Below are 22,782 nucleotides of genomic sequence, written 5' to 3' on the forward strand. Positions count from 1 at the left end.
CCACGAATGAACCTCGACGACCTGCGATCCGTCCAGAGCAAGGAGCGCCAGAAGGACAGCCTCCAGCATCTGCGGGATTCGTTCTACGAGGACGTCGGGGAGTACGTCGCCGAACTCAAAGACGAGCGCGACCGGGCCGCCGAGCGCGCCGAGGACCCGTTCTCCTCGGAGGAGGTCGGCCGGCTCACCGACGAGATCGAGACCGCCGAGGAGGTCGTCGAGGCGATCTACGAGCGCCGGATGGGCAAGCTCGTCAAGCGCGCCAGCCTCGCCGCGGCCGGGATGCCCTCCGACGAGGAGGGGCTGACCGCCGAGGAGCAGGACCTGTTCGAGGATCTGGTCGATCGGATCGAGACCAACAAGTCCCACGTTCTCGACGTGCTGGCGGGCGAGGTCGACGGGAACGCGGGTGACGACGATCCGACCGCGAGCGACGCCGAAGCGGCTCCGACCGACACAGCCACCGGTACCGCACCGGGCGACGCGGACGCCGCGGCGTCGCCGCCGAGTTCCGACCGGACCGACCCGACCGCGCCGGACGCCGACCCCACGCCGGTCGACGGCGACCGGAGCGACGCCGACGACGCCGATTCGTCGGCAGATCGACCGTCCGGCGAGGCATCTTCCGTCAGCGCGGCCGATCTGATGGGCGGTGGAGAGGCGGACGCCGGCGACGGCGGATCGCCAGATCCGGCTGCCGACGATGGCGAGCTGGCGTCCGGCGATGCCGAGCGCGACGCGGCGCCGTCGGGAAGCGCGACGCCGGCCGACGACGGGAGCGGAGCAGACGCCGCGGACGGTCCCGGCGAAAGTACGGACGCGCCCGATGCCCTACCCGAATTCGACGAGGACCGGACGACCGTCCGCATCACGGAGGACGTCGGCGAGATCTTCGGCGTCGACGAGCGGGAGTACGAACTGAGCGCCGAGGACGTCGTCACGCTGCCGGAGACGAACGCCGAACCGCTGATCGAGCGCGACGCCGCCGAGCGGCTGGACTGATTGAGACGACCGCGGCGATACCGCGCCGGAGCGGAACCCGTTTTGCGCTCGACGCACTCTGATCGTGCATGCTCGATGTCGGCGACGAGGCGCCCGAGTTCGAACTGCACGATCAAAACGGCGAGCCGGTCGCACTCTCGGAGTTCGAGGGGCGCAAGGTCGTCGTCTACTTCTACCCGCGGGCCGACACGCCCGGTTGCACGACCGAGGCGTGTAGCTTCCGCGACGCCTACGACGAGTTCGCGGAGCGTGACGTCGCAGTCCTGGGGATCAGCGACGACCCGGTCGAGGATCTCGCCGACTTCGCCGAGAAGCACGATCTGCCGATCACGCTGCTGTCCGACGAGTCGGGCGAGGTCGCGAGCGCGTACGACTCCTACGGCGAGAAGAACATGTTCGGGAACACGTTCGACGGCGTGTTCCGCAACACGTACGTCGTCGACGAGGAGGGCCGAATCGCGGCGACCTACGAGGGCGTCGATCCCGAGGGACACGCCGAGGAGATCCTCGCGGATCTCACGTTCGGCGACGAAGCGACGAAAGGAAAGTAGTGGGTCCGAGTCGATTGATTACAGGCCGAGGTAGCCGGAGTTGGGCAGCAGGTCCAGCAGGTACAGCACGCCGATGGCGAGCGTGTAGATGAAGATCGACATCGCGGGCGGGTCGACGTGAGTGCCCGAGTGGGCGTAGGCGATCCGCTGGGTGGCCTCCGCCAGCAGCGAACCGACGACGCCGCCGAAGATCGCGGCGAGCATCACGACGAGCTCGCTGCCGGTGGCGCCCGCGGCGACGACCGCGAACGTCGAACCGCCGAGCGTGATGTGGTGAGTGACCGGGAACTTCTCGACGCCCAGGTTCAGGAACAGCAGGCTGGCCGCCGAGATGCCGTACGCCATGAAGATGCTGCCGGTCATGATCCAGGTCCACCCGCCCAGCGCGCCGCCGACGAGGCCGATCGCGGTGACGCCGGACCACTTGTACTGCTGGGGCAGCCACGGTTCGACGGAGAGCCGGCCGCTCCCGTCGCCGCGTTCCTCCTCGCGCGCGAACGGCGACATGTCGAAGTAGCCGTCGCCGCGCGGGCTCCCGATCACCGGGTAGCCGAACACCGGCCGCGCGATCAGCGCGGTCGCGAACACGGCGAAGGCGATCGTGTCGAACGGCAGGGCGAGCCCGTTACCGATCCGGACGATCAGCATGCCCAGCACGCCGAAGATCGCACCGACGGCGAGGATGTCCGGCTTCGTGCCGAACGCGTAGAGGATGTTCTTCCCGAAGTGGTAGTCCCAGTCCGGGGGCTCCATCTCGCCGTAGCGCATCCCCGCGTACGACGTCGCCGCGACGCCGCCGGCGAAGGCGACGTGCGGGCCGGTGACGGGACCGAACCCGATCGTCCCGGTCACGCCGGACGCCAGGTTGGCGCCCGCGAGTTCGGTGAACTCCGTGCCGGTTCCGCCGAGCGCTGCCAGGCCCTCGCCCAGCAGGACGACGAACCCGGTGAAGACGAACGACGGCAGCGCGCCGACAGCGGCGCCGAACGCCCCGCCCGCGGCGGCGGCGAGCACGAGCACGAGGAAGTGCTCCCACTCGAGACCGATGACCGGAACCTGCATCACGGCCAGATCGACTACCATAGTTACTCACCACCGTCGCGTGCCCAGTCGAGCGACCGATCGACGGCCTCCGACCAGCGCTCGTACTTGTCCTCGTAGTCGGCGCTCTGGTCGGGCTCGAACTCGCGGTCGATCTGCCAGTTGTCCCGGAGTTCGTCGGCCGTCTCCCAGTAGCCGACCGCCAGTCCCGCCGCGTACGCCGAGCCGAGCGCGGTGGTCTCGTCGACCTGCGGCCGCGCGATCTCGGTGTCGATGATGTCCGACTGGAGCTGGCAGAGGAAGTTGTTCTTCACCGCGCCGCCGTCGACCCGCAGCGTCTGCATGTCGATGCCGCTGTCGGCCTCCATCGCCTCGGCGACGTCGCGGGTCTGGTAGGCGATCGACTCCAGGGTCGCCCGCACCAGGTGTTCCTTGCGCGTCCCGCGGGTCATCCCGAGGATCGTCCCCCGGGCGCGCTGGTCCCAGTGGGGCGCGCCCAGCCCGGTGAAGGCGGGCACGAAGTAGACGCCGTCGGTCGAGTCGACGCTCCGCGCGAGCTCGGCGGTCTCGGCGGCGTCGTCGATGAGCTCCATGTCCTCGAGCCACTCGATCGCGGCGCCCGTGATGAAGATCGCGCCCTCCAGCGCGTACTGGACGGGTTCGCCCGAGCGCTGGAAGCCGACGGTCGTCAGCAGCCCGTGGTCGCTCTCGACGGCCTCGTTGCCGGTGTTCATCAGGAAGAACGAGCCCGTCCCGTAGGTGTTCTTCGCGTCGCCCGCGTCGAAGCAGGTCTGGCCGAACAGCGCGGCCTGCTGGTCGCCCAGCGCGCCCGCCACGGGCACTTCGGCGTCGAGGAACCCGTCGGCGTCCGTGTGGCCGTACAGGTCCTCGTCGCTGGAGGGGCGTACCTCCGGGAGCATCTCGCGTGGCACGTCGAACTCCTCGAGGAGCTCGTCGTCCCACTCCATCTCGTGGATGTCGAACAGCATGGTCCGCGAGGCGTTCGTGACGTCGGTGATGTGGTTGCCGGTGAGGTTGTAGATCACCCACGAGTCGATCGTGCCGAAGAGGATCTCGCCCTCTTCGGCGCGCTCTCGCACATCCGCGGGCCGGGCGCGCTCGGTCTTGATCGGGTCGGCGTTGTCCAGCAGCCACTCGGCCTTCGTCGCCGAGAAGTAGGCGTCGGGCTCCAGGCCGGTCTTTGCCTGCACGTCGTCGGCCTTGCCCTCCTCCTGGAGCTGCTCGACGCGGTCGGTCGTCCGGCGGTCCTGCCAGACGATGGCGTTGTGGATCGGCCGCCCGGAGTCGGCGTCCCACAGCAGCGTCGTCTCGCGCTGGTTGGTGACGCCGATCGCCTCGAGCTGGTCCGCGCTGATGCCGGCTTCCGCCAGCGCCTGCGTGATGACGTCTTTGGTGTTCTCCCAGATCTCTCGGGGGTCGTGCTCGACCCAGCCGGGTTCCGGGTAAATCTGTTCGTGCTTTTCGTAGGCGTTCGCCACAACCTGCCCGCCGTGGTCGAACACCATGAATCGCGTGCCGGTCGTGCCCTGGTCGACAGCGCCGACGTAGGTATTCTCTGTCATGGTTGGTCGATGTCGCCGGACCGATCGTCCGGCCACGCCACCGATTTACCGACGGTGGCGCGTTGTCAGTAAACATAAGCCACATTCATTATAAATGTTTCCTAAAACGGCTTCGTTTCGGATCCCGTAACGCAATAGAATTTAAAATAGCGCCGAAGTCGGATTCGTTTGTACTCTCGAACGAGTTCTTTACCAAATAGCTCGGAATAGCGGTAAAGTAAAGTGGCCGGCGCGCTACGATTCACCAGACGAATGCCAACGAGTACCGAGGTCGTGGTCGTCGGGGGCGGTTCGACCGGCACCGGCATCGCCAGGGATCTGGCGATGCGGGGGGTCGACGTCGTCCTCGTCGAAAAGGGGAACCTCACCCACGGGACGACGGGGCGCATGCACGGGCTGCTCCACAGCGGCGGGCGGTACGCCGTGTCGGACCAGGCCAGCGCCGAGGAGTGTATCGAGGAAAACCGGGTGCTCAGGGACATCGCGAGCCACTGCGTCGAGATGACGGGCGGGCTGTTCGTCCAGCGACCGGAGGACGACGACGAGTACTTCCGCGAGAAGCTGGAGGGCTGCCGGGAGTGTGGCATCCCCGCCGAGGTTCTCTCGGCGGAGGAAGCCCGCGAGGTCGAGCCGTACCTCGCGAAGGACGTCAAGCGCGCGATCCACGTCCCCGACGGCGCGATCGACCCGTTCCGCCTCTGCGTCGCCAACGCCGTCAGCGCCGAAAACCACGGCGGGCGCGTCGAGACCCACGCCGAGGTGACCGACGTGCTCGTCGAGGACGGCGCGGTCGCCGGCGTCGAGGTCCGCCACGACAGCGGCCCGGGCAAGCGCGAGCACGCGACGCCCGGCTCGACCGAGGAGATTCACGCCGAGTACGTCGTCAACGCGACGGGCGCGTGGGCCGGCCAGCTGGGGGAGATGGCCGGCGTCGACGTCGAGGTCCGCCCCTCGAAGGGCGTGATGGTCGTGATGAACGCCCGGCAGGTCGACACGGTGATCAACCGCTGCCGACCGAAGGGCGACGCCGACATCGTCGTCCCCCACGAGACGACCGCGATCCTCGGGACGACCGACGAGGAGGTCGAGGACCCCGAGGACTACCCCGAGGAGCAGTGGGAGGTCGACATGATGATCGACACGCTGACCGAGCTGGTGCCGATCCTCTCGGAGGCCCGGACCGTGCGCTCGTTCTGGGGCGTCCGGCCGCTGTACGAGCCGCCGGGCACCGGCACCGAGGACCCGACCGACATCACGCGCGATTTCTTCCTGCTGGACCACGACGAGCGCGACGACCTGCCGGGGATGTCCTCTATCGTCGGCGGGAAGTTCACCACCTACCGGATGATGGCCGAGCAGATCTCCGATCACGTCTGCGAGAAGCTCGGCGTCCGAGCCCGCTGTCGCACGGCCGAGGAACCGCTTCCCGGAAGCGAGGACGAGATGGCGCTCGACGAGGCGATGGACCGGTTCGGTCTGCGCTCGCCGGTCGCCCGGCGCAGCACCCAGCGGCTCGGCAGCCGCGCAGAAGATGTGCTCGACACGAACGAGGCAAACCCGGTGATCTGTGACTGCGAGTCCGTGACCCGCGCGGAGATACAGGACGCCATCGACCAGTCCGGCACGGACCTCAACGCCGTCCGGATCAGGACGCGCGCGTCGATGGGCAACTGCCAGGGCGGCTTTTGCTGTCTCGGGATGGCCCAGGAGCTCTCGCCGGAGTACGACGAGCAGGCAGTCAGAGACGCCTACGACGAGCTGTTCCAGGAACGCTGGAAGGGCGAGCGCCACGCGCTGTGGGGCGAACAGCTCTCCCAGGCGATGCTCAACTACGCCCTGCACGCCACGACGATCAACGCCGACGGCGACCCCGCCCGCACCGGCGAGTCGGTCGACTTCTCGGCGTTCGACGACGGGCGGCCGGGCGCGACCGAGTCGAGCGACGAGGGGACGTTCGACAGCGGGGTGCGCGCGACGGACGGCGGTGAGCGATCAGCCGGATCGCGAACGGACGCCGACCGTCCCGACGGAGGCGACCATGGCAATTGAGGACGACGTGCTGGTGATCGGCGGCGGCGTCGCCGCCGTGGCGTCCGCGCTCGCCGCCCGCGAGACGGGCGCGCGCGTTCGCCTGATCGCCCACAAGCAGAGCACGCTCCGGCAGGCCAGCGGGCTGATCGACGTGCTCGGCTACCACCCGGAGGGCGCGGACGACGAGAGCCGGACGGCGCCGATCAGCGACCCGTTCGGGGCGCTCGACGCCGTGCCAGAGGGCCACCCCTACGAGCGCGTCGGCGAGGAGGCGGTCCGCGGCGGACTCGACCTGTTCGACGACGCCGTCGGCGACGCGTACGCCGGCGGCCACACCGACCGCAACGCGCTCGTGCCGACTCACGGCGGGACGGTCAAGCCCACGGCGCGGTATCCCGCCGGCGCCGCCGCGGGACTGGCGAGCGACGAGCGCGACGCCTTCCTCGTCGGGTTCGACGCGGTGACCGGCTTCGACGCCGACGTGGCGGCCGACCACCTGCGCGCGGCGGGCGTCCCCTTCGACGTTCGCGGCGCGACACTGCGGTTCCCCGGCGACCTGCGCGACGACGCCAAGCTGACGCGGTACGCCCACCTCCTCGATCAGAACGACGAGATCGAGGTCGACGGGCAGTCCCGCCCCGCCCGCGAGGCGCTCGCCGAGCGCGTCAAGGCCCACCTGGGCGGCCACGAGCGCGTCGGCTTCCCGGCGATTCTGGGCGACGCCGAGCCGGCCGGGGTGCGGGCCGACCTCGCGGACTCGCTGGGCGCCGACGTGTTCGAGGTGCCGATGGGGCCGCCGAGCCTCCCCGGGATGCGCCTCTCGGACATGCTGTTCGAGGCGCTGGAAGATGCCGGCGTCCACGTCGAGACCGGCAACCCCGTCGTCGACGTCGAGGCCGACGGCGACCGCGTCGATCGCGTTATCGCCGAACACACCGCGACTCGCGTGCCCTACCGCGCCGAGCAGTACGTGCTCGCGACCGGCGGGCTCGTCGGGAAAGGCATCCGGTCCGACCGCGAGCGCGTCTACGAGCCGATCTTCGACCTGCCGATCCCCCAGCCCGAGGACCGCTACGACTGGTTCGAGGAGGGGGCGTTCGACGACCACCCCTTCGCCCGGTTCGGCGTCCCCGTCGACCGCGAAACGCGGCCGCTGGACGCCGACGACGAACCGGCCTACGAGAACCTGCGGGCCGCCGGCGCCGTCGTCGGCGGCTACGACTTCGCGGCCGAGAAGTCCGGCTCCGGCGTCTCGCTGGCGACCGGCTACGCGGCCGGCACCGGAGCGGGTGAGCGCGCGTGAAACTGACCGACTGCGGGCTGCGACCAACCGGACCCCGAAGTGATCTCCAATGAGTGACGCCGAAACCCCCGACGACTACGACGTGACGGACGACTCGCCAGCCGCCACCGGCGACGACGAGTTCGAACCGGTACAGGTGTTCCCCGAGTCCGAGGACATGGACCTCCGGCCCGGCTCGGACGACTGCTACAAGTGCTCGACCTGCGACACGAACTGCCCGGTCGCAGAGGTCGACGACGACTTCCCCGGGCCGAAGTTCCAGGGCCCCGAGCAGTGGCGCCTCAAGCGCAAGGACGACCACGACATCGACGACTCGGTGATGAAGTGCTCGAACTGCATGCGCTGCGACAGCGCCTGCCCCTCCGAGGTGCCCCTGAGCCAGATGCACAACACCGCGAGAGGCTCGTTCGTGGAGAATCAGATGGACAAGCTCTCGCCGGAGTACATCCGGAATCGGATTCTCTCGAACTACCGCACGTCGGCCTGGCTGGCGTCGAAGGTGCCGCGCCTCTCGAACTTCATGATGAACTTCGGCCCCGCCCGGTGGGTGATGGAGAAGACGCTCGGCGTCACGGCCGAGCGGGACTTCCCCGAGTTCGCCGAGCAGACGTTCCGCGAGTGGTGGGTAGAGCGGGGCGGCGCGCAGGTCGAGAATCCCGACAAGCGCGTGGCGTACTTCCACGGCTGCTACTCCAACTACAACACGCCCGAAGTTGGGAAGGCGATGGTGGAAGTGTTCGAGGAGTTCGGCTACGAGGTCATGGTGCCCGACCAGGGCTGCTCGGGGACGCCGATGTTCGCCAACGGAATGCTCGACGACGCGCGGCGTCACGCCGAGACGAACGTCGAGAACCTCGTCGCGGCGATCGGCGAGGGCGCCGACGTGATCGCCTCCTGTACCTCCTGTTCGCTGTCGCTGCGCCAGGAGTACCCCGAACTGTTCGACATCCACGGGATCGAGGACGTCTCAGAGCACACCTACGAGGCCCTGGAGTACCTGCGGATCCACGAGGACCTGGAGGGCGAACTCGACGGTAGCGAGGTGGACTTCCCCGACCTGGCGTACCACGCGCCGTGTCACGCCCGCAACCAGGGCCTCGACGGACAGGCCATCGAGGTCGTCGACCGGATCGACGGCGTCGAGGCCGAGGACGTCGGCGACTCCTGTTCCGGAATCTCCGGTACGTACGGTTGGAAGGCCGAGAAGTACGACCTCTCGATGGAGATCGGCGAGGAGATGTTCGAGCACATGGAGGACGCCGAGGGCGACGTCGGCATGACCGAGTGTCCGACCTGCGCGATGCAGATGGGCCACGGCACCGGCTACGAGATCCGCCACCCGCTCGAAGTGCTCGAGGCCGCGCTCGTCTCGGAAGACACATCATCGGCCTAATCACAACTTCCCTCCAGATGGATCTGAGCGAGCGCATCGCCCGGCGGATGGAGACCCCCGGCGGCGACGGCTTCATCGTCGACGAGAGCGCGCTGAACCCGGCGGTACACCTCCCCGAGCCGGTCGGCCGCGGCTCGGTCCTCGAACAGGTGCTCGACGCGCTCGGGCCGGTGTTCGACGGCGAGAGCCCCGAGGATGTCGCCGTCTACGGGCCGAGCGGCGCCGGAAAGTCGGCGGTGTTGACCGCACTGTGCTCCCAGCTCAACGAGAGTCTCGGCCGCAACGAGGACGCGATCTGGACGTCGACGCGCGGCACCGCCGCGGTCGCGCGGGCCCAGTTCGCCTACGTCGACGCGCGCCGAGCCGACAGCGATTTTCAGTACTACCACGCGATCCTCGAATCGATCTCGCCCAATCCCGTCCCGCGGCGCGGCGTCGGCACCGACGAGCTCCGCGAGCGGCTGGACGACGCCGTCGCGGAGCGGGCGGGCGCGGTCGTCGTCGCCGTCGACCACCTCTCCGAGACCGACGACGACGTCGCCCACGTCCGGTCGCTGCTGGAGCCGGTCGCCGCGGGGACCTCCCTGGTGATGGTCGCCGAGGAGCCCCTGCCCGAGTGGAGCGGCCGCACCGTCAAGGTGCCGTCCTACCGTCCGCACGCGCTGGTCGACCTGCTCACCGAGCGGGCGTCCTACGGTCTGAGCAGCGGCGCGGTGAGCCACGACCAGGCGCGTCGGATCGCCGACTGGGCCGACGGCGACGCTCACGACGCGCTGGCGGCGCTGTTCGGCGCGGCGATCTCCGCCCAGCGCGACGACGCCGGGCGACTCCGCGAGTCGGACGTCGACGCGGGGATCGACGCCGTCCCGGACGACTGCGTCCAGATCGGTCGCGTGCTCTCGCTGCCGGAAAACCGACGGACGGTGCTCGCCGAGTTGCTCGCGACCGACGGCCACCGACAGCCGATCAGCGACGCCGCGGCAGCGGTCGGCGAACGGACCGACCTCTCCCCGAGCACGGTCCAGCGATATCTGTACGAACTCGCGGAAGACGGGCTGCTAACCCGAGAAGCGATCGAGGACAGGGACAGCAACGGTCGACAGCCCACGCGGGTTCGACCTCGGTTCCCGACGCTCGTCTTCGAGCGACTCGAGCGGCGGGCACGACTGTAACTTTGGGCACCGCTCTACTTCTCGGAGACAGCGTTTCCCTACTCCTCTGACGCGGCGTCGACGGGCGACGAGCGCCCGCTTCGAGAGCCAGCAGCGCCGTCGCTCTGCGCGTCGTCCCCGTCGGCGTACTCCAGATCGTCGGTGTACCGATCCAGCGCCAGCACCGCAACCGCGCCCGCGACGGCCGTCAGCGCGGCGGCGCCGCCCGCCAGCGCGCTCGCAGCGATCGATTCCGGTATTCCCACCGCGGCGATACGCGCCGCGAGCGGACCTGCGCTCGCGTCCGCGAGCTCGACCGTCGCGTTGCGAAGCGGGACGAGAACGCCGCCGACCATCAGCGCCACGAGAAAGGCCAGCGTCCGCTCGCGATGGTGCTCCAGCGCCCACTTCACCGCGTGGGCGATCGAGAGGACGCCGACGGCCGCCCCCGTCAGGAAGGTGACCACGACGACGCCGGAGTCGACGACGGCGTCGACGCTGCCGCCGGACGCCAGCCCGACGAGGTCGCCGAGAAACGTCGTGAGCGCGTCGAGCATGTAGTAGTACTGCCCGAGCACCAGCAAGAAGAACGCCCCCGAGACGCCGGGGAGGATCGTCGCGCTCACCGCGATCATCCCCGAGAGGAAGATCAGCGGCAGCGCGTGAGGCGCCGCTCCGTCGCCGAGAAACACCATGCTTCCCGCGAGCGCGACGCCGACGGCCGCGACGAGTTTCGTCCGAGGATCCTCGAGCGACACCTGCCTGCCGAGCACGATCGCCGACGCGCCGATCAGGCCGACGAAAAAGGCCGCCAGCAGTCCCGGGTACGACTCCGCGAGCGTCCCGACGACCTGCGAGACGGCGACGATCGCGGTCGCGATGCCGCCGCCGAGCGCGAGCAGGAAGCCGATATCCATCCGACGGAGTCCGTCGGCGAGTTCCGCCCGCGCGTCGGCGTCGTGCGGCCGCAGCGCGTGCTTCGCGAGGCGCGGGTCGACGTTCGTGATCGCGGTGACGAGGCGCTCGTAGATACCGGTGATGAGCGCGATCGTGCCGCCCGACACCCCCGGGACCGTGTCCGCGGTCCCCATGAAAATACCCTTGAGGTAGACCGATATCCAGCGTCGCATCTGTCTCGGTGTTGAGCGAGCGGCCTCAAAACCGTTCCTGTCGACGGCGTCGCTTCGATCCCGGAATCTCGCGGCAAAGCAGAAGTCGGGGAATCGCGTTCGCAGAAAGGGTTACTCGATCACGTCAGGGCCGAGCGGCGACCGGAGCGAGACGCGCGGAGGTGTTCCCGTCGGTGGTCTGGGAGTCGTCCGTGTCGGTCTGAGCGCCGTCGTCGGTTCCGTCGGACGTGTTTCCGCCGTCGCTGGCGTTCCCGCCGTCGTACTCGCCCATCTCGACGTCGACGGACTCGCCGTCGATAACCGTGCTCTCGGACACGGCCGTCGTCCCCTCGGAGGAGATGCTGGCGTTCGGGTTCCAGCCGTCGCGCTGGTAGTCGGATCGCGAGACGTCGTCGCCGGCCACGATCGTGTAGTCGGTGGTCGCGTTCACCGCGCTGTCGGTGTAGCCGTCGGCGGGACCGAGTTCGTCGTTGGTCGCGTACGGAACGGTGACCGAGAACGAGCCGTCCTCGCCCGTCTGGACCTCCTGGGCGTACAGGAACGGCCGGTTGGCGTTGGTCTCCAGTTCGACCGCGGCGACGACGGTCTGGTTCGGCTCGGCCTCGCCGGTCAAGGTGGCGCCGTCGACGCGCTCGTAGGTCTTGACCGTGGATTCGACACTCGCGCGCAAGCCGGCTCGTTGAATCTGGATCCGGGTTTGAGTCGTCTGATTCCATCCCTGCCCGCGGAGACCTCTAGACGTCCATACCTGCCTGTTACTTCCCGTCGGCAGCGACCCGACCGCCGAGAATCGCTCGTTCTCGTGGACGAGCCGGTAGTTGCTCAGGCCATTGGCGTCCTGGAAGTACAGCTGATTCATCATCGAGTCCCGATACTGCTCGCTCCCGGGCCGTACCCTCCCGTCTACGCTCGGGGGCGAGGTCCATTGGTTGATCGCCCAGAACTTCTGACCGGCCATCTCGTCGTCAATCATCACGTAACGGGTGTCCTCGCCTTCCTGCTGGGTGTTAGCGCTGTTTGCAACCTCGCGGAGCTCGTCGGTTTCCATCTCCGCGATCCGCTCGTCGGTGTCCTGCGAGGCGGGCAGGGCATCGAGCAGCAGGTTCGCGCGTTCCTCGGACTGGGCCTGGAAGAACCCGCTCGCGGTGCGGGCGCCCTGCTGGAACGGGTTAGCGACCGCAGGCCGTTCGCCTTCGACGGTGATCCAGTGGCCGTAGTCCCACCACGACATGACGCCGTAGGTGCCCGCGGGGTAGTCGTAGTCGTTCGTCTCGGAGTAGCTACCGTAGTACGCGAACTCCTCGTCCTCGCCCCCGTACGTCCCGGGTTCGGGGGTGTTGTCGTTCATCCACTCGAGGCTGTCACCCCAGGTCGTCACATCGCCGGGACCGCGGGCGTTGGCCTGCTGGTAGGCCGTGGCGCCGCCAGCGCCGAACGAAACCGCGAGCGGGAAGACGATCAGGACGATCGCGGCCGCGACCGCCATAACCTGATACGCCTCGACCTCTTTCACGCGGTCGAACGATGGGACGCCCAGGAGATTCATCACGCCGCTGAGCGCGACGGCGTTGAGCACCGCCACGACGACGGCGAGGTAGTAGTGGAATCGAACCTGCGAGAGCGCCATCAGGGTGACGAAGACGGTCCAGACCGCGACGAGCATGTGCTCGGAGCGGTAGCGGTCGGGCATCGACACTGATCCCAGCACGAGCCACCCGAAGCCGACGATGGCCGCCAGATAGGTGAACCCGTAGTTCCGGAACATGAAGGTCATCAGACCGCCCCGTTGCTCGAGCGTCGTCTGGGCCTCCTGAATAGTGAGGGCGGCGTCGGACTGACCCATTAGCAGGGAACGTTCCATCTGCGACCAGATCGTACCCATCACGTCCGGAACGACCAGCATTCCGACGACGATCGCGCCCGCGCCGATCGCGCCAACCGCGACCGGGTACGACTGGGCATCGCGATCCTGTCGCTCCCAGACGCGAGCGAGCCAGGCGAGGAACACGCAGCCCACTGCCACTGTGAGCGCGAGCCCGACGTGGAGCAGCGACATCGTGGTCGGGCCGGTGAACCCGAACTGATCGACCGTCGGCAGCACGAGCACGGCGCCGACGGTCAGGCTGATCGCCCCGACGATCGCCACGTGCTCGGGACTGCGACCGTGGAGCACGTCGACCGTGAGCGCGATCGCGAAGAAGGCGCCGAAGATGCCGACCAGCACGACGCCGGGCGGCCACGTCCAGAGATACAGCGCCAGCGCGAGGCCGGCGAGCGCGCTCCACTTGAGCGTCCCGCGCAGCCCGCTCCAGTCGCCGTCTCGGAACTGCTCGAACACCGGCTTCTCGCGCTCGGCGACCGTCAGCGCGACCATCATCGCCAGCACGGCGATCGACTGGAACAGCACCTCGCCGACGTGGTGGTCCGTGAACCCGACGACCGAGCGCAGCAGGAACTGCCCAGGTAACAGCGCCAGTACGAGGACGCCGAACAGGCCGCCCAGCCGGTCGCTCAGGCGCTTGCCGATGTAGTACACCGGCACCGCACAGAGCATCCCGAACACCGCCGGGGCGACGGCAAAGAGGATATCCGCCTGCCGGTCGCCGGGCGACCCCAGCCCCAGAATCAGGATCCCGGCGGCGATGAGCTGGTCGAACAGCGTGCCGAACTGTCCGGTGCTCGTCCCGAAGGGAAACTGGGTCCACGGGTCGAACGGCATCGTCGACAGCCAGTTTTCGACCGCGAACATCGTCTCGCGGTGGTGGTAGTAGGCGTCGTTTCCAATGAAGTACACCGTGCCGTCCCGGACGACCGAGTCGTACGACTGGAACCGCACCCACAACATGTACAGCATCATCACAGCCAGCGCCGGGACGTGGTACCAGCGCTGCGCGAGATCGACGATGGACTCCGAGGACTCCACGTCGACCTGTTCCGTGTCCGTACTCATCACCAAGACCGAGTCCCATACGGAGAATAAGCCTTGTCATCTCTGTACGGCCTCGGTGCAGAGCGTTGTACGGCCGTCGTACACGATATCAGCCGATAGCGGCACCGAGAGTATCGAAAACGAGCTATCGGCCTGAGAGGCCCGGACTAGATGCTCCGAGATTATCGGCCCGTACGACAGTAGTATTTGCAGCGAACTGGCGACCTGGCGGTGCGTTTCAGGCACGCACGGCGCGGGCGCGAAGGAGATGCGTGGGGGGTCGATACCGCGGATGGCGGTTCCGGTGACTCGCCCGGACTGTTATCGGGATCGCGACGGAAGGGGACCTATGAGCGAGTTCCGCGGTGCGATTCTCGACGTCGACGGGACGATCGTGCTCGGCGACCGGTCGATCCCAGGCGCGAGCGACGCCGTCGCCGCGCTTCGCGACGCCGGGCTGGAGTTGCTCCTGTTCTCGAACAACCCGAACAAGCGCCAGGACCACTACGCCGAGCGCCTCGGCAGCCACGGCATCGAGATCGAGCCGGATCGGTTCCTGACGGCGGCGACCGTCACCGCCGAGTACCTCGCCGACCGCCACGCGGACGACGATCTGCTGGTGATCGGCGAGCCCGGACTGGTGGAGCTGCTGCGCGAGCGCGACCTCGCCCTCGGCGCCGATCCCGACGAAGCCGACGCCGTCGTCGGGTCGATCGACCGCAAGTTCGACTACGATCGGCTCACCGACGCGCTGTGGGCGCTCGACGGCGACGGCGTCGACTTCCTCGGCACCGATCCCGACGTGACGATCCCGGTCGAGGATCATCTCGTCCCCGGATCGGGCGCCATCCTCGGAGCGATCTCGGCGGCGACCGGTCGCGAGCCCGACCGGATCCTGGGCAAGCCATCTGACGTCGCGATCGAGGCCGCGCTGGATCGGCTCGGCGTCCCCGCCGAATCGGTGCTCGTCGTCGGCGATCGGCTCGACACGGATATCGCGATGGGCGAGCGGGCGGGGATGACGACCGCGCTGGTGCTGACCGGCGTGACCGATCGCGATGCCGCGGCGGCGTCCGACGTGACGCCGGATCACATCTTGGAGTCGATCGCCGATGTCGAGGAGCTGCTGTGACGCTGGGGCTGTGGTCGCGCTCGCTGCGCGGAAGTGACGTGCTGGCCGCGTGACGAGGATGTGTGCTCACTGCAGCGTCGCTAGAATCAGGATTTGTCTATCTTATAACTGAATCAACGTTCGGTAGCTGTGCGAATCTATCGGCAGAACGTGCTCATGGTCAGCATTCAATGTCAGCGACCTGCGCCATCTGCGGGCGCTCGTCGCTGGGGTGTGCATACCAGAAATGAAACCGGAGACAGTAGTCCTCGTCAAGGTCGTCAACGCCTAAAATGTCAGCGCTTGCTGCGAAATCACCGACGGCTCCGTGTAACGCGACGGGAGAGACGTTTTCATTCGGCGCCATCGTCACTCGCTTGTCAACGCCCGCGTCGATGTGGTGTGATTCCCAGTCGAGCACACCAGTTTCGGTCTCAAGCGCAAGGTGGAACGTCCGTGCTCTATCATCCGTATTCCGGAGTTCGACGTTCACTTCTCTCAGGGTGCCGTCAGACGTGAACGAGCCGATACAGCCAGTGAAGCCGGATAACGTAGCGGTCGCGCCGAGGAGAACTTGGCGGCGTTGCACATCTCGGGCCACGCCCAGCATCAGTAAGTATGTTTCCTGCACCTAACGATCAGTCATCCGACCGCATCGGCCGCCGACGGTTTCAATGAGTCAACAAAAATCGATCCGAGTCGTCGGGATCCCGAACCTACTGTGCGTCGACGACGAGCACCGGGATATCCGTCGATCGCAGCGTCCGCTCGGTGACGCTGCCGAGCAGCGCGCGGCGGATGCCCGAGCGCCCGTGGGATCCCATCACGACGAGGTCGACGTCGTGGTCCTCGGCGTACTCCTCGATCACCGAGTGAGGACGCCCCGAGGCGACGTGCTCGACGACGTCGATGCCGCGCTCGCGGCCCCTGTCGGCCACGACACGAGTCGCGCCCTCCGCTCGCTCTCGGACCTCGTCCATCTCGCCCCAGTTGCCCTGCTCGATGCGATCGAGCTGTTCGGGGCCGAGACTCAGGCTCATCGAGTCCGTGTCGACGACGTACAGCGTGTGCAGTTCGGCGCCGTACGTCTCGGCGAGGTCGAGCGCGTGCTCGACGGCCACTTCGGCGGTGTCGCTTCCGTCGGTCGGAATGAGGATTTTCTCGTACATTGTTAGTCGTCCGCGGGCGCGTCACCGCCGTCGGTCGCCACGACGTCTTCGGCCGTTCGGTGCTGGCCCATCGGTTCGGGGCTGTGACACTGTCGGACGACGCGCTTGGTCTCCATGTCGGGCTCGTCGGTCACCAGCGAGACGGCGATGGTGACGGCGAACACGACGGGGACGGCGATCAGCGCGGAGCCGATCGCGGGCACCCACGTCGCCAGCGCGTCGGAGAACGGCCCCTCGACGCCGCCGAGGTAGTTCGGCAGCACCTCGTTGATCATCGGAATCGTCCAGATGATCAGGCCGGTGGACATCCCGGCGAGCGCGCCGGGGCGGTTCGTGTTCTCCCACCACATGCCGAGGAAGAACATCGGGAACAGCACCGCGCCGGCCAGCGAGAACGCGTACGACACCAGCGCGGCGATCGGCGCCGCGGGGTCGAGCGCGGCCAGCGTCGTGATGACGCCGAGCGCGATGATGCTCAGGCGGCCGACCAGCACCTGCTGGCGCTGGGTGGCCTCGGGGTTGATGATGTTCGTGTAGATGTCGTGGGAGATCGCCGACGAGCCCGCGATGAACAGGCCCGCGGTCGTCGCGATCGCAGCGGCGATACCGCCAGCGGCGACGAGCCCGACGAGCCACTGGGGAAGGTTCGCGAGCTGGGCGGCCAGCACGACGATGACGTCCCCGGCCGCACTGGTCATCCCCGGCTCACCGCCGCCGGGGTAGACCTGTCCGATGTTCTGGGCGTAGAGGTCGGTGCCGAACGCCGCGAACGCCGGGGCGCTCCAGTACAGCAGGCAGATGAAGAACAGTCCCCACACGGTCGACCAGCGCGCGGTCCGCTCGCTCTCGACCGTGTAGAACCGCACCAGAACGTGTGGTAACCCGCAGGTCCCGACGACCAGCGAGAAGCACGTCGCGATCCAGAGGTAATACGGTTCGTTGACGAACGGCTCGCTGAACTCGCTGCTGAGTTCGCTGATCAGCATCCCGTACTCAAGCTGTGGAAGTACCGTCGAGTACCCCTGCGAGAGCCCCGTAAGGAGCAGGCCGACGAGGAACGCGACGATGAGGATGACGTACTGGACGGCCATGTTCTTGGTCGCGCCCAGCATCCCCGATATCGTCAAGTACCCGACCGTGATCGCCATCATGAACACGACCATCGACTGGTAGCCCGAGAGCCCGGGGATGCCGATGTCGCCGAAGATGTACAGCCCGACCAGCCCCATGCCGCGGGCCTGGCCGATGGCGTAGACGAACCCGATCAGAAACGTCGTGACCGCCGCGATGGCCCGGGCGCCGTCGGAGTTGAAGCGGTCGCCGACGAAATCCGGTGCCGTGTACTTCCCGAATCGACGCAGCTGCGCCGCCATGAAGATCAGCAGGATGAAGTAACCCGTCGTCCAGCCGACGACGAACGCCAGGCCGTAGAAGCCCGACAGCGCGATCAGCGACGCCATTCCGAGATAGGACGCCGCCGACATCCAGTTGGCGCCGATCGCCATCCCGTTCTCGACGTTGCCGATCGAGCGGCCCGCGACCCACATGTTCTCGGTATCCGCCACCCGGAAGACGAAGCCGATTGCCAGGAACAGCAACAGCATTCCGAGAACGATGATCGCCGGGAGCAGTTTGAACGAGACGTCAAGCCCCTCCGGGAGTATCCCGGACTGGAGGACTGCGGTCGGGACCGTCATTCGTCGACACCTCCCTCAGACGTGACGCCGCCGTCGGCGGCCGCAACCGGTTCGTCGCTCGCCTCTTCGACCGTCGCGTGGTCGATGCCGTACTTCTCGTCAAGGGCGTCGCGCTTGCGCGCGTACCACAGCGAGAGGATCAGCGCGCCGGTCGGCGCGCCGAACGCGACCAGGAAGTAGTGCAGCGGGAAGCCGAGCACCGGCATCTCCGTCGTCATGACGCCGGGTGCGAGCCGCGTCAGCGTCACCGGGCCGAAGACGACGACGGCCCAGATGACGAAGCCCGTCCAGACGATCTTGAGGTGATCGCGCATGAACGGCGTGCTCGGGTTGAGCAGGTTCACCTCGCTGCTGAGGTAGTCGGTTCGTTCGTGGTCCTGTGCGGCCTGCGTCGCGACGCCGCCGTCGCTCGCGAGCGGCGCCTCGTCGTCGTCGTCCGGATCAGTCGTTTCGTTTGCCATTGTTGAGAGCCGTGTTCGGTCGAGTCAGTCGCTCTGTACCTTCTGCTGGATGTCGTCGACGACATCGGGGTTGCGCAGCGTCGACGTGTCGCCCAGCTCCTCGCCGTTGGCGATCTCCTCGAGCAGCCGGCGCATGATCTTGCCCGAGCGCGTTTTCGGCAGTTCCGGCGTGAAGACGATCTTCTCCGGACGCGCGATCGGGCCGATGGCATCCTCGACGCCCTCGACGACGCGCTCGCGGAGTTCCTCGCCGCCCTCGGTGCCCTCCTCGGTGATCGCGTAGACGTAGACGGCTTCGCCCTTCACCTCGTGGTCGCCGCCGACCACGGCGGCTTCGGCGACGCCCTCGACGCCGACGACCGCCGACTCGATCTCCATCGTCCCGAGGCGATGACCCGAGACGTTCAGCACGTCGTCGATCCGCCCGAGCACCGTGATGAACCCGTCGTCGTCGATCTTGGCGCCGTCCTCGGGGAAGTAGATCCACTCGTCCTCGTCGGGCTCGGAGTACTCCTCCCAGTACTCCGAGATGAACCGCTCGTCGTTGTTGTACACCGTCCGCAGCATGCCGGGCCAGGGCTTCTGGATCGTGAGGTGGCCGGCCTGGCCGGGCTCGACCTCTTCCTTGTCGGGGTGGATCACCTTGGCGTCGATGCCGGGCAGCGCAGGGCCGGCCGAGCCGGGTTTCATCTCGTTGACGCCGGGGAGGGTGGTGACCATCATGCCGCCAGTCTCTGTCTGCCACCAGGTGTCGACGACCGGGCACGACTCGTCGCCGATATGTTTGTAGTACCACTTCCACGCCCGCGGGTTGATCGGCTCGCCCACGGTGCCGAGCAGGCGCAGGCTCGACAGGTCGCGGCTGGCCGGCCAGTCCTCGCCCCACTTCATGAACGCCCGGATCGCCGTCGGCGCCGTGTAGAAGATGTCGACCGCGTTCTTCTCGACGATCTCCCAGAGCCGGTCCTTCTCGGGGTAATCCGGCGTCCCCTCGTACATCATCGTCGTCGTTCCCAGGGCCAGCGGCCCGTACACGATGTACGAATGCCCCGTGATCCAGCCGATGTCCGCCGCACACCAGTACGTGTCCTCCGGCTTGACGTCCAGCACCGACTGGGCCGTCCAGGCGACGTAGGAGAGGTAGCCGCCGGTGGTGTGTTTGGCTCCCTTGGGCTCACCAGTCGTCCCCGAGGTGTACATCAGGAACAGCATGTCCTCGGCGTCGCGGGTCACCGGTTCGACGCGGTCGCCCTCGTGGCCGGACATCAGTTCGTCGTAATCGTGCTGGTTGTCGTCGAGCTCGTGGGGAAGCTCCTCGCCCAGTCGGTCGACGACGACCACGTCTTCGACCTCGTGCTCGACGCCGGCGAGCCCCTCGTTGGCCTTCTCCAGATGGTTGAGCGCGTCGCCGCGGCGGTAGTAGCCGTCGCAGGTGACGAGATATTCGGAGTCCGCCGAGTTCATGCGCGTCGCGAGCGCGTCCGCCGAGAAGCCCGCGAACACGACCGAGTGGGGCGCGCCGATGCGGGCGCACGCCAGCATCGCAATCGGCAGCTCCGGGATCATCGGCATGTGCATCGTCACGACGTCGTCCTCCTCGACGCCGAGCCCCCGGAGGGCGGCGGCGAACTCGTTGACCTCGCGATACAGGTCCTGATACGTGTACGTCCGCGTCTCGCCGAGTTCGCCCTCCCACTTGATCGCCGCCTGGTTCTTGCGGCCCTCCTCGACGTGGCGATCCACGCAGTTGTACGCCGCGTTCAGCTCGCCGTTCACGAACCACTCGTAGAACGGCGCGTCCTCCTCGTCCAGTACCTCGTCCCACTCGCTCTCCCAGTCGAGGAGCTCGGCCGCCCGTTCCCACGATTGGGGCCAGTTTTCCTCGAACTCCTCGTAGATCGAGTCGTCCGAGACGTTCGCCTGCTCGACGAACGACTCGGGCGGCTCGAAGGAGTCCTGTTCTACCAGTCGCGCTTCGAGTTGTACGTCCGGATCGCTACCGTCTCCCATGATACGAGATAACGATCACCTACGTTAATGGTAAATCAGGCATCTAGCTGTACTAAACTGTAGGAAATCTATCTCGTGTTTTCCCTCAGCGGCCAAGAAAACCGCTATGAAGCTCTGTACGCCCAGATCGGGTTCGAATCCGAAGCGCGACCGAGCGCGCAGATCGGCGGCGCGACGGGCCGCGGCCGCAGTCGAACGCCGCTCCGAGCGACCGAACGACGAAGAAGCTAGGACAGTTCTAGGTGCTTAAAATACCCCGGCACTACTCGCCGCCGACCGACCCCTCGAAGAACGTGTCGAGCAGCGCGCGCTGGCCCTTCCGGAGGTGGTTGTGCAGCGTCGGCGAGGAGACGTCCATCGAGTCGGCGACCTCCTCGGCGGTCGATCCCCGCGGCCAGTCGAAGTAGCCCGCGTAGTAGGCCGCCCGCAGCGTCGCCTCCTGGCGATCTGTCAGCTCGTCCTCGACGCCCTCGCGGAACTCGCGGACGGTCTGGACCGGCCGCTCGACCTCCCGCTTGCCGACGAGTTCGGTGTCGGGAAACGCCGTTCGGAGGCCGTCGACGACCGCCCGGAGATCGGCGTCCTGCGCGACCTCCGCGACCAGGTCGCCGTCGCCGGACTCGAAGACGGCGTCGGTGATCGTCGCGCCGTGAGCCGCGAGAGTCAACAGCGGCGAGTCGCCCCCGACGACGAACTCCAGCAGCGCGCCGTCGCCGTGGGTCTCGACCAGTCGGACTTCCTCGACGCCGCGGTGCTCGACCGCCAGATCGAACACGTCGCCCGGATCGGCGTCCGCGACGGTGACGTGAAACAGGAGCGACGAGGCCGAGACGGGGGCGATCGATTCGAGACTGAAGGTGCAATCGAGGCGCGCCGACGCGTCGACGAAGACGGCGCCCTCGTCGCGACAGCGGAACTCGAGTTCGACGGCGGCGTCCGACAGCAGGAGGTTCCGGCGCTGGATCGCCGTGAGCGCGTGCCCGATCCGGCGACCGAGCGCCGAGAGTTCCTCCCCTTCCCAGTCCTCCGGCGCGCCGCGGTCGGTCGCGACCGCGAGGACGCCGTAGGTCGTCTCCCGGTGAGCGAGCGGCACGGCCGTCACCGCGCCGACGCGGTCGGCGTCGACAACGGACCCTTCGCCGTCGCTCGCAGCCCCGTCGGCGTCGCCGGCGGGGAGCCCCTCGTCGATCTCGGCGACGCTGACCGCGCCGTCGCGAACGGCCTCGGTCCACGGCGGAACGGCCGACGCCTCGTCGAACCGCTCGATTAGGGCGTCGACGCCGGAGCGGTCGATGCCGGCCGCGGCCGCGGGCGTGGGGCGTTCGTCGGTCAGGTCGCTGGTCGCGATCCACGCACCAGCGTACTCGTCGCCCTCGGCCAGACGCTCGCAGACGCCCACCTCCAGATCGTCGCGATCCGACGCCGACAGCACGGCGTCGTCGACCGCCCGAACGCGATCGCCGAGGTCGACCCGACGCTCCAGTCGGTCGGCGCGCTCGCGCAGTTCCTCCGCCCGCGAGGCTCCGTCGGACGCCCGCGCCGGAGCCGTATCGCCGGTCCCGACGTCGGCGTCCGAGAGCTCGGCCGCGACCGTCGATTCGTCGGGCTCGCCGAGGAGCCGGTCGAAGCTCTCGAAGCTCTCCCACCCGCCGACCGCCAGCACGACGCGGGGGTCGACGCGCTCTTCGACGAGCAGCGTCCGGGCGAAGTACGCACGAAGGTCGCTCGCTGCGACGGCCGCGAACCGGTCGTCGCCCGTCCGGTCGGCCGCCCGGTCGGCGACCTCCGCGACGAGCATCTGGATCCGCCGCGGCGAGACGTCGACGACCCGCTCGTCCGCGTCGATCCCGTTGCTCCGGACGTACCTGTCGAGCGAGCGCCGCAGGTCGTCGGGGACGTACGCGATCCGATCGCGTTCGCCGGATTCGGCGCGGACGTCGAGCAGCGCGCCGGACGCACGGTCGCCGGTCGATCGAACGTCGTCAGGGCGGAGTCGAGTCACCTCACCCGTCCGAAGTCCGACCTCGCCGATCAGGCGGACGACGAGCGCCTTGCGGTACGTCTCGGCGCTCTCCGCCAGTTCCCGGTACTCCGGGCCCGACAGCACGCCGTCGTCCGTGCTTTCCCGGGCGAGTGCACCCATCTTTCGTGATAGTCTGGGAGAGCGAACTTAAGTATTGGCGTTGTAGCAGTCGTCTCGTAGCCGCAAAGAACAGAGAG

Annotated in this window: 17 protein-coding genes; 7 read left to right on the plus strand and 10 right to left on the minus strand. The window is 67.9% G+C overall.

Translation table 11 applies throughout. From position 1 onward, the window contains the following. The first annotated feature begins 6 nt into the window (after nucleotides 1-6). Nucleotides 7-1,002, plus strand: a complete 996-nt coding sequence (locus tag ABDZ81_RS15285) for a DNA replication complex subunit Gins51 (protein ID WP_343774876.1) — start codon at nucleotides 7-9, stop codon at nucleotides 1,000-1,002. A 68-nt stretch (nucleotides 1,003-1,070) separates the two neighbouring features. Further along, the gene (gene bcp / locus ABDZ81_RS15290) at nucleotides 1,071-1,553 is read left to right on the plus strand and encodes a thioredoxin-dependent thiol peroxidase (RefSeq protein ID WP_343774877.1); all 483 of its coding nucleotides are present in this window, start codon (nucleotides 1,071-1,073) and stop codon (nucleotides 1,551-1,553) included. 18 nt (nucleotides 1,554-1,571) lie between these two features. On the opposite strand, the gene ABDZ81_RS15295 is transcribed toward bcp, so the two are convergent. Both ABDZ81_RS15295 and glpK read right to left on the minus strand, forming a co-directional pair. Then, a complete protein-coding gene (locus tag ABDZ81_RS15295) occupies nucleotides 1,572-2,636 on the minus strand; it encodes a DUF7973 family transport facilitator (RefSeq protein ID WP_343774878.1) in 1,065 nt (354 codons plus the stop codon). 2 nt (nucleotides 2,637-2,638) lie between these two features. Continuing rightward, a complete protein-coding gene (gene glpK / locus ABDZ81_RS15300; protein ID WP_343774879.1) occupies nucleotides 2,639-4,177 on the minus strand; it encodes a glycerol kinase GlpK in 1,539 nt (512 codons plus the stop codon). A gap of 252 nt (nucleotides 4,178-4,429) precedes the next feature. Between glpK and glpA the strand changes: the two genes are divergently transcribed. Genes glpA through ABDZ81_RS15320 form a run of 4 tightly spaced genes read left to right on the plus strand, consistent with a single transcriptional unit; the run spans nucleotide 4,430 to nucleotide 10,076 of the window. Next, entirely contained in the window at nucleotides 4,430-6,226 is a 1,797-nt protein-coding gene (glpA, locus tag ABDZ81_RS15305) for an anaerobic glycerol-3-phosphate dehydrogenase subunit GlpA (protein ID WP_343774880.1), read from the plus strand. Continuing rightward, the gene (gene glpB / locus ABDZ81_RS15310) at nucleotides 6,216-7,511 is read left to right on the plus strand and encodes a glycerol-3-phosphate dehydrogenase subunit GlpB (protein ID WP_343774881.1); all 1,296 of its coding nucleotides are present in this window, start codon (nucleotides 6,216-6,218) and stop codon (nucleotides 7,509-7,511) included. The genes glpA and glpB overlap by 11 nt, the downstream gene beginning before the upstream one ends. Before the next feature lie 49 nt (nucleotides 7,512-7,560). Continuing rightward, the gene (locus ABDZ81_RS15315; RefSeq protein ID WP_343774882.1) at nucleotides 7,561-8,904 is read left to right on the plus strand and encodes an anaerobic glycerol-3-phosphate dehydrogenase subunit C; all 1,344 of its coding nucleotides are present in this window, start codon (nucleotides 7,561-7,563) and stop codon (nucleotides 8,902-8,904) included. A gap of 17 nt (nucleotides 8,905-8,921) precedes the next feature. Continuing rightward, nucleotides 8,922-10,076, plus strand: a complete 1,155-nt coding sequence (locus ABDZ81_RS15320; protein ID WP_343774883.1) for a Cdc6/Cdc18 family protein — start codon at nucleotides 8,922-8,924, stop codon at nucleotides 10,074-10,076. A gap of 38 nt (nucleotides 10,077-10,114) precedes the next feature. Here the strand turns inward: ABDZ81_RS15320 and ABDZ81_RS15325 are convergent, their stop codons facing one another. Both ABDZ81_RS15325 and ABDZ81_RS15330 read right to left on the minus strand, forming a co-directional pair. Then, a complete protein-coding gene (locus ABDZ81_RS15325; RefSeq protein ID WP_343774884.1) occupies nucleotides 10,115-11,185 on the minus strand; it encodes a DUF368 domain-containing protein in 1,071 nt (356 codons plus the stop codon). A gap of 124 nt (nucleotides 11,186-11,309) precedes the next feature. Then, nucleotides 11,310-14,135, minus strand: coding sequence for an oligosaccharyl transferase, archaeosortase A system-associated (locus ABDZ81_RS15330; protein WP_343774885.1), 2,826 nt, complete (start codon nucleotides 14,133-14,135; stop codon nucleotides 11,310-11,312). A gap of 328 nt (nucleotides 14,136-14,463) precedes the next feature. On the opposite strand from ABDZ81_RS15330, the gene ABDZ81_RS15335 reads away from it, so the two are divergent. After that, nucleotides 14,464-15,246, plus strand: coding sequence for an HAD-IIA family hydrolase (locus ABDZ81_RS15335; protein WP_343774886.1), 783 nt, complete (start codon nucleotides 14,464-14,466; stop codon nucleotides 15,244-15,246). A gap of 160 nt (nucleotides 15,247-15,406) precedes the next feature. Here the strand turns inward: ABDZ81_RS15335 and ABDZ81_RS15340 are convergent, their stop codons facing one another. The 6 genes from ABDZ81_RS15340 to ABDZ81_RS15365 form a co-directional block, all read right to left on the minus strand. After that, nucleotides 15,407-15,814: a hypothetical protein gene (locus ABDZ81_RS15340; protein ID WP_343774887.1), complete on the minus strand. Its 408-nt coding sequence runs from the start codon at nucleotides 15,812-15,814 to the stop codon at nucleotides 15,407-15,409. A gap of 127 nt (nucleotides 15,815-15,941) precedes the next feature. Beyond that, on the minus strand, nucleotides 15,942-16,394 hold the full coding sequence (locus ABDZ81_RS15345; protein WP_343774888.1) for a universal stress protein: 453 nt from the start codon (nucleotides 16,392-16,394) through the stop codon (nucleotides 15,942-15,944). 2 nt (nucleotides 16,395-16,396) lie between these two features. Then, nucleotides 16,397-18,091, minus strand: coding sequence for a VC_2705 family sodium/solute symporter (locus ABDZ81_RS15350; protein WP_343774889.1), 1,695 nt, complete (start codon nucleotides 18,089-18,091; stop codon nucleotides 16,397-16,399). Further along, nucleotides 18,088-18,552: a DUF4212 domain-containing protein gene (locus ABDZ81_RS15355; protein ID WP_343774890.1), complete on the minus strand. Its 465-nt coding sequence runs from the start codon at nucleotides 18,550-18,552 to the stop codon at nucleotides 18,088-18,090. Before ABDZ81_RS15355 ends, ABDZ81_RS15350 begins: the two co-directional genes overlap by 4 nt. Before the next feature lie 24 nt (nucleotides 18,553-18,576). Continuing rightward, nucleotides 18,577-20,562 carry an acetate--CoA ligase gene (acs, locus tag ABDZ81_RS15360; RefSeq protein ID WP_343774891.1) on the minus strand — a complete coding sequence of 662 codons (1,986 nt, stop codon included), beginning with the start codon at nucleotides 20,560-20,562 and terminating at the stop codon, nucleotides 18,577-18,579. A gap of 262 nt (nucleotides 20,563-20,824) precedes the next feature. Then, on the minus strand, nucleotides 20,825-22,705 hold the full coding sequence (locus tag ABDZ81_RS15365) for a bacterio-opsin activator domain-containing protein (protein ID WP_343774892.1): 1,881 nt from the start codon (nucleotides 22,703-22,705) through the stop codon (nucleotides 20,825-20,827). Nucleotides 22,706-22,782 lie beyond the last annotated feature (77 nt).

Source organism: Natronoarchaeum mannanilyticum (assembly GCF_039522665.1).
Taxonomy (GTDB): domain Archaea; phylum Halobacteriota; class Halobacteria; order Halobacteriales; family Natronoarchaeaceae; genus Natronoarchaeum; species Natronoarchaeum mannanilyticum.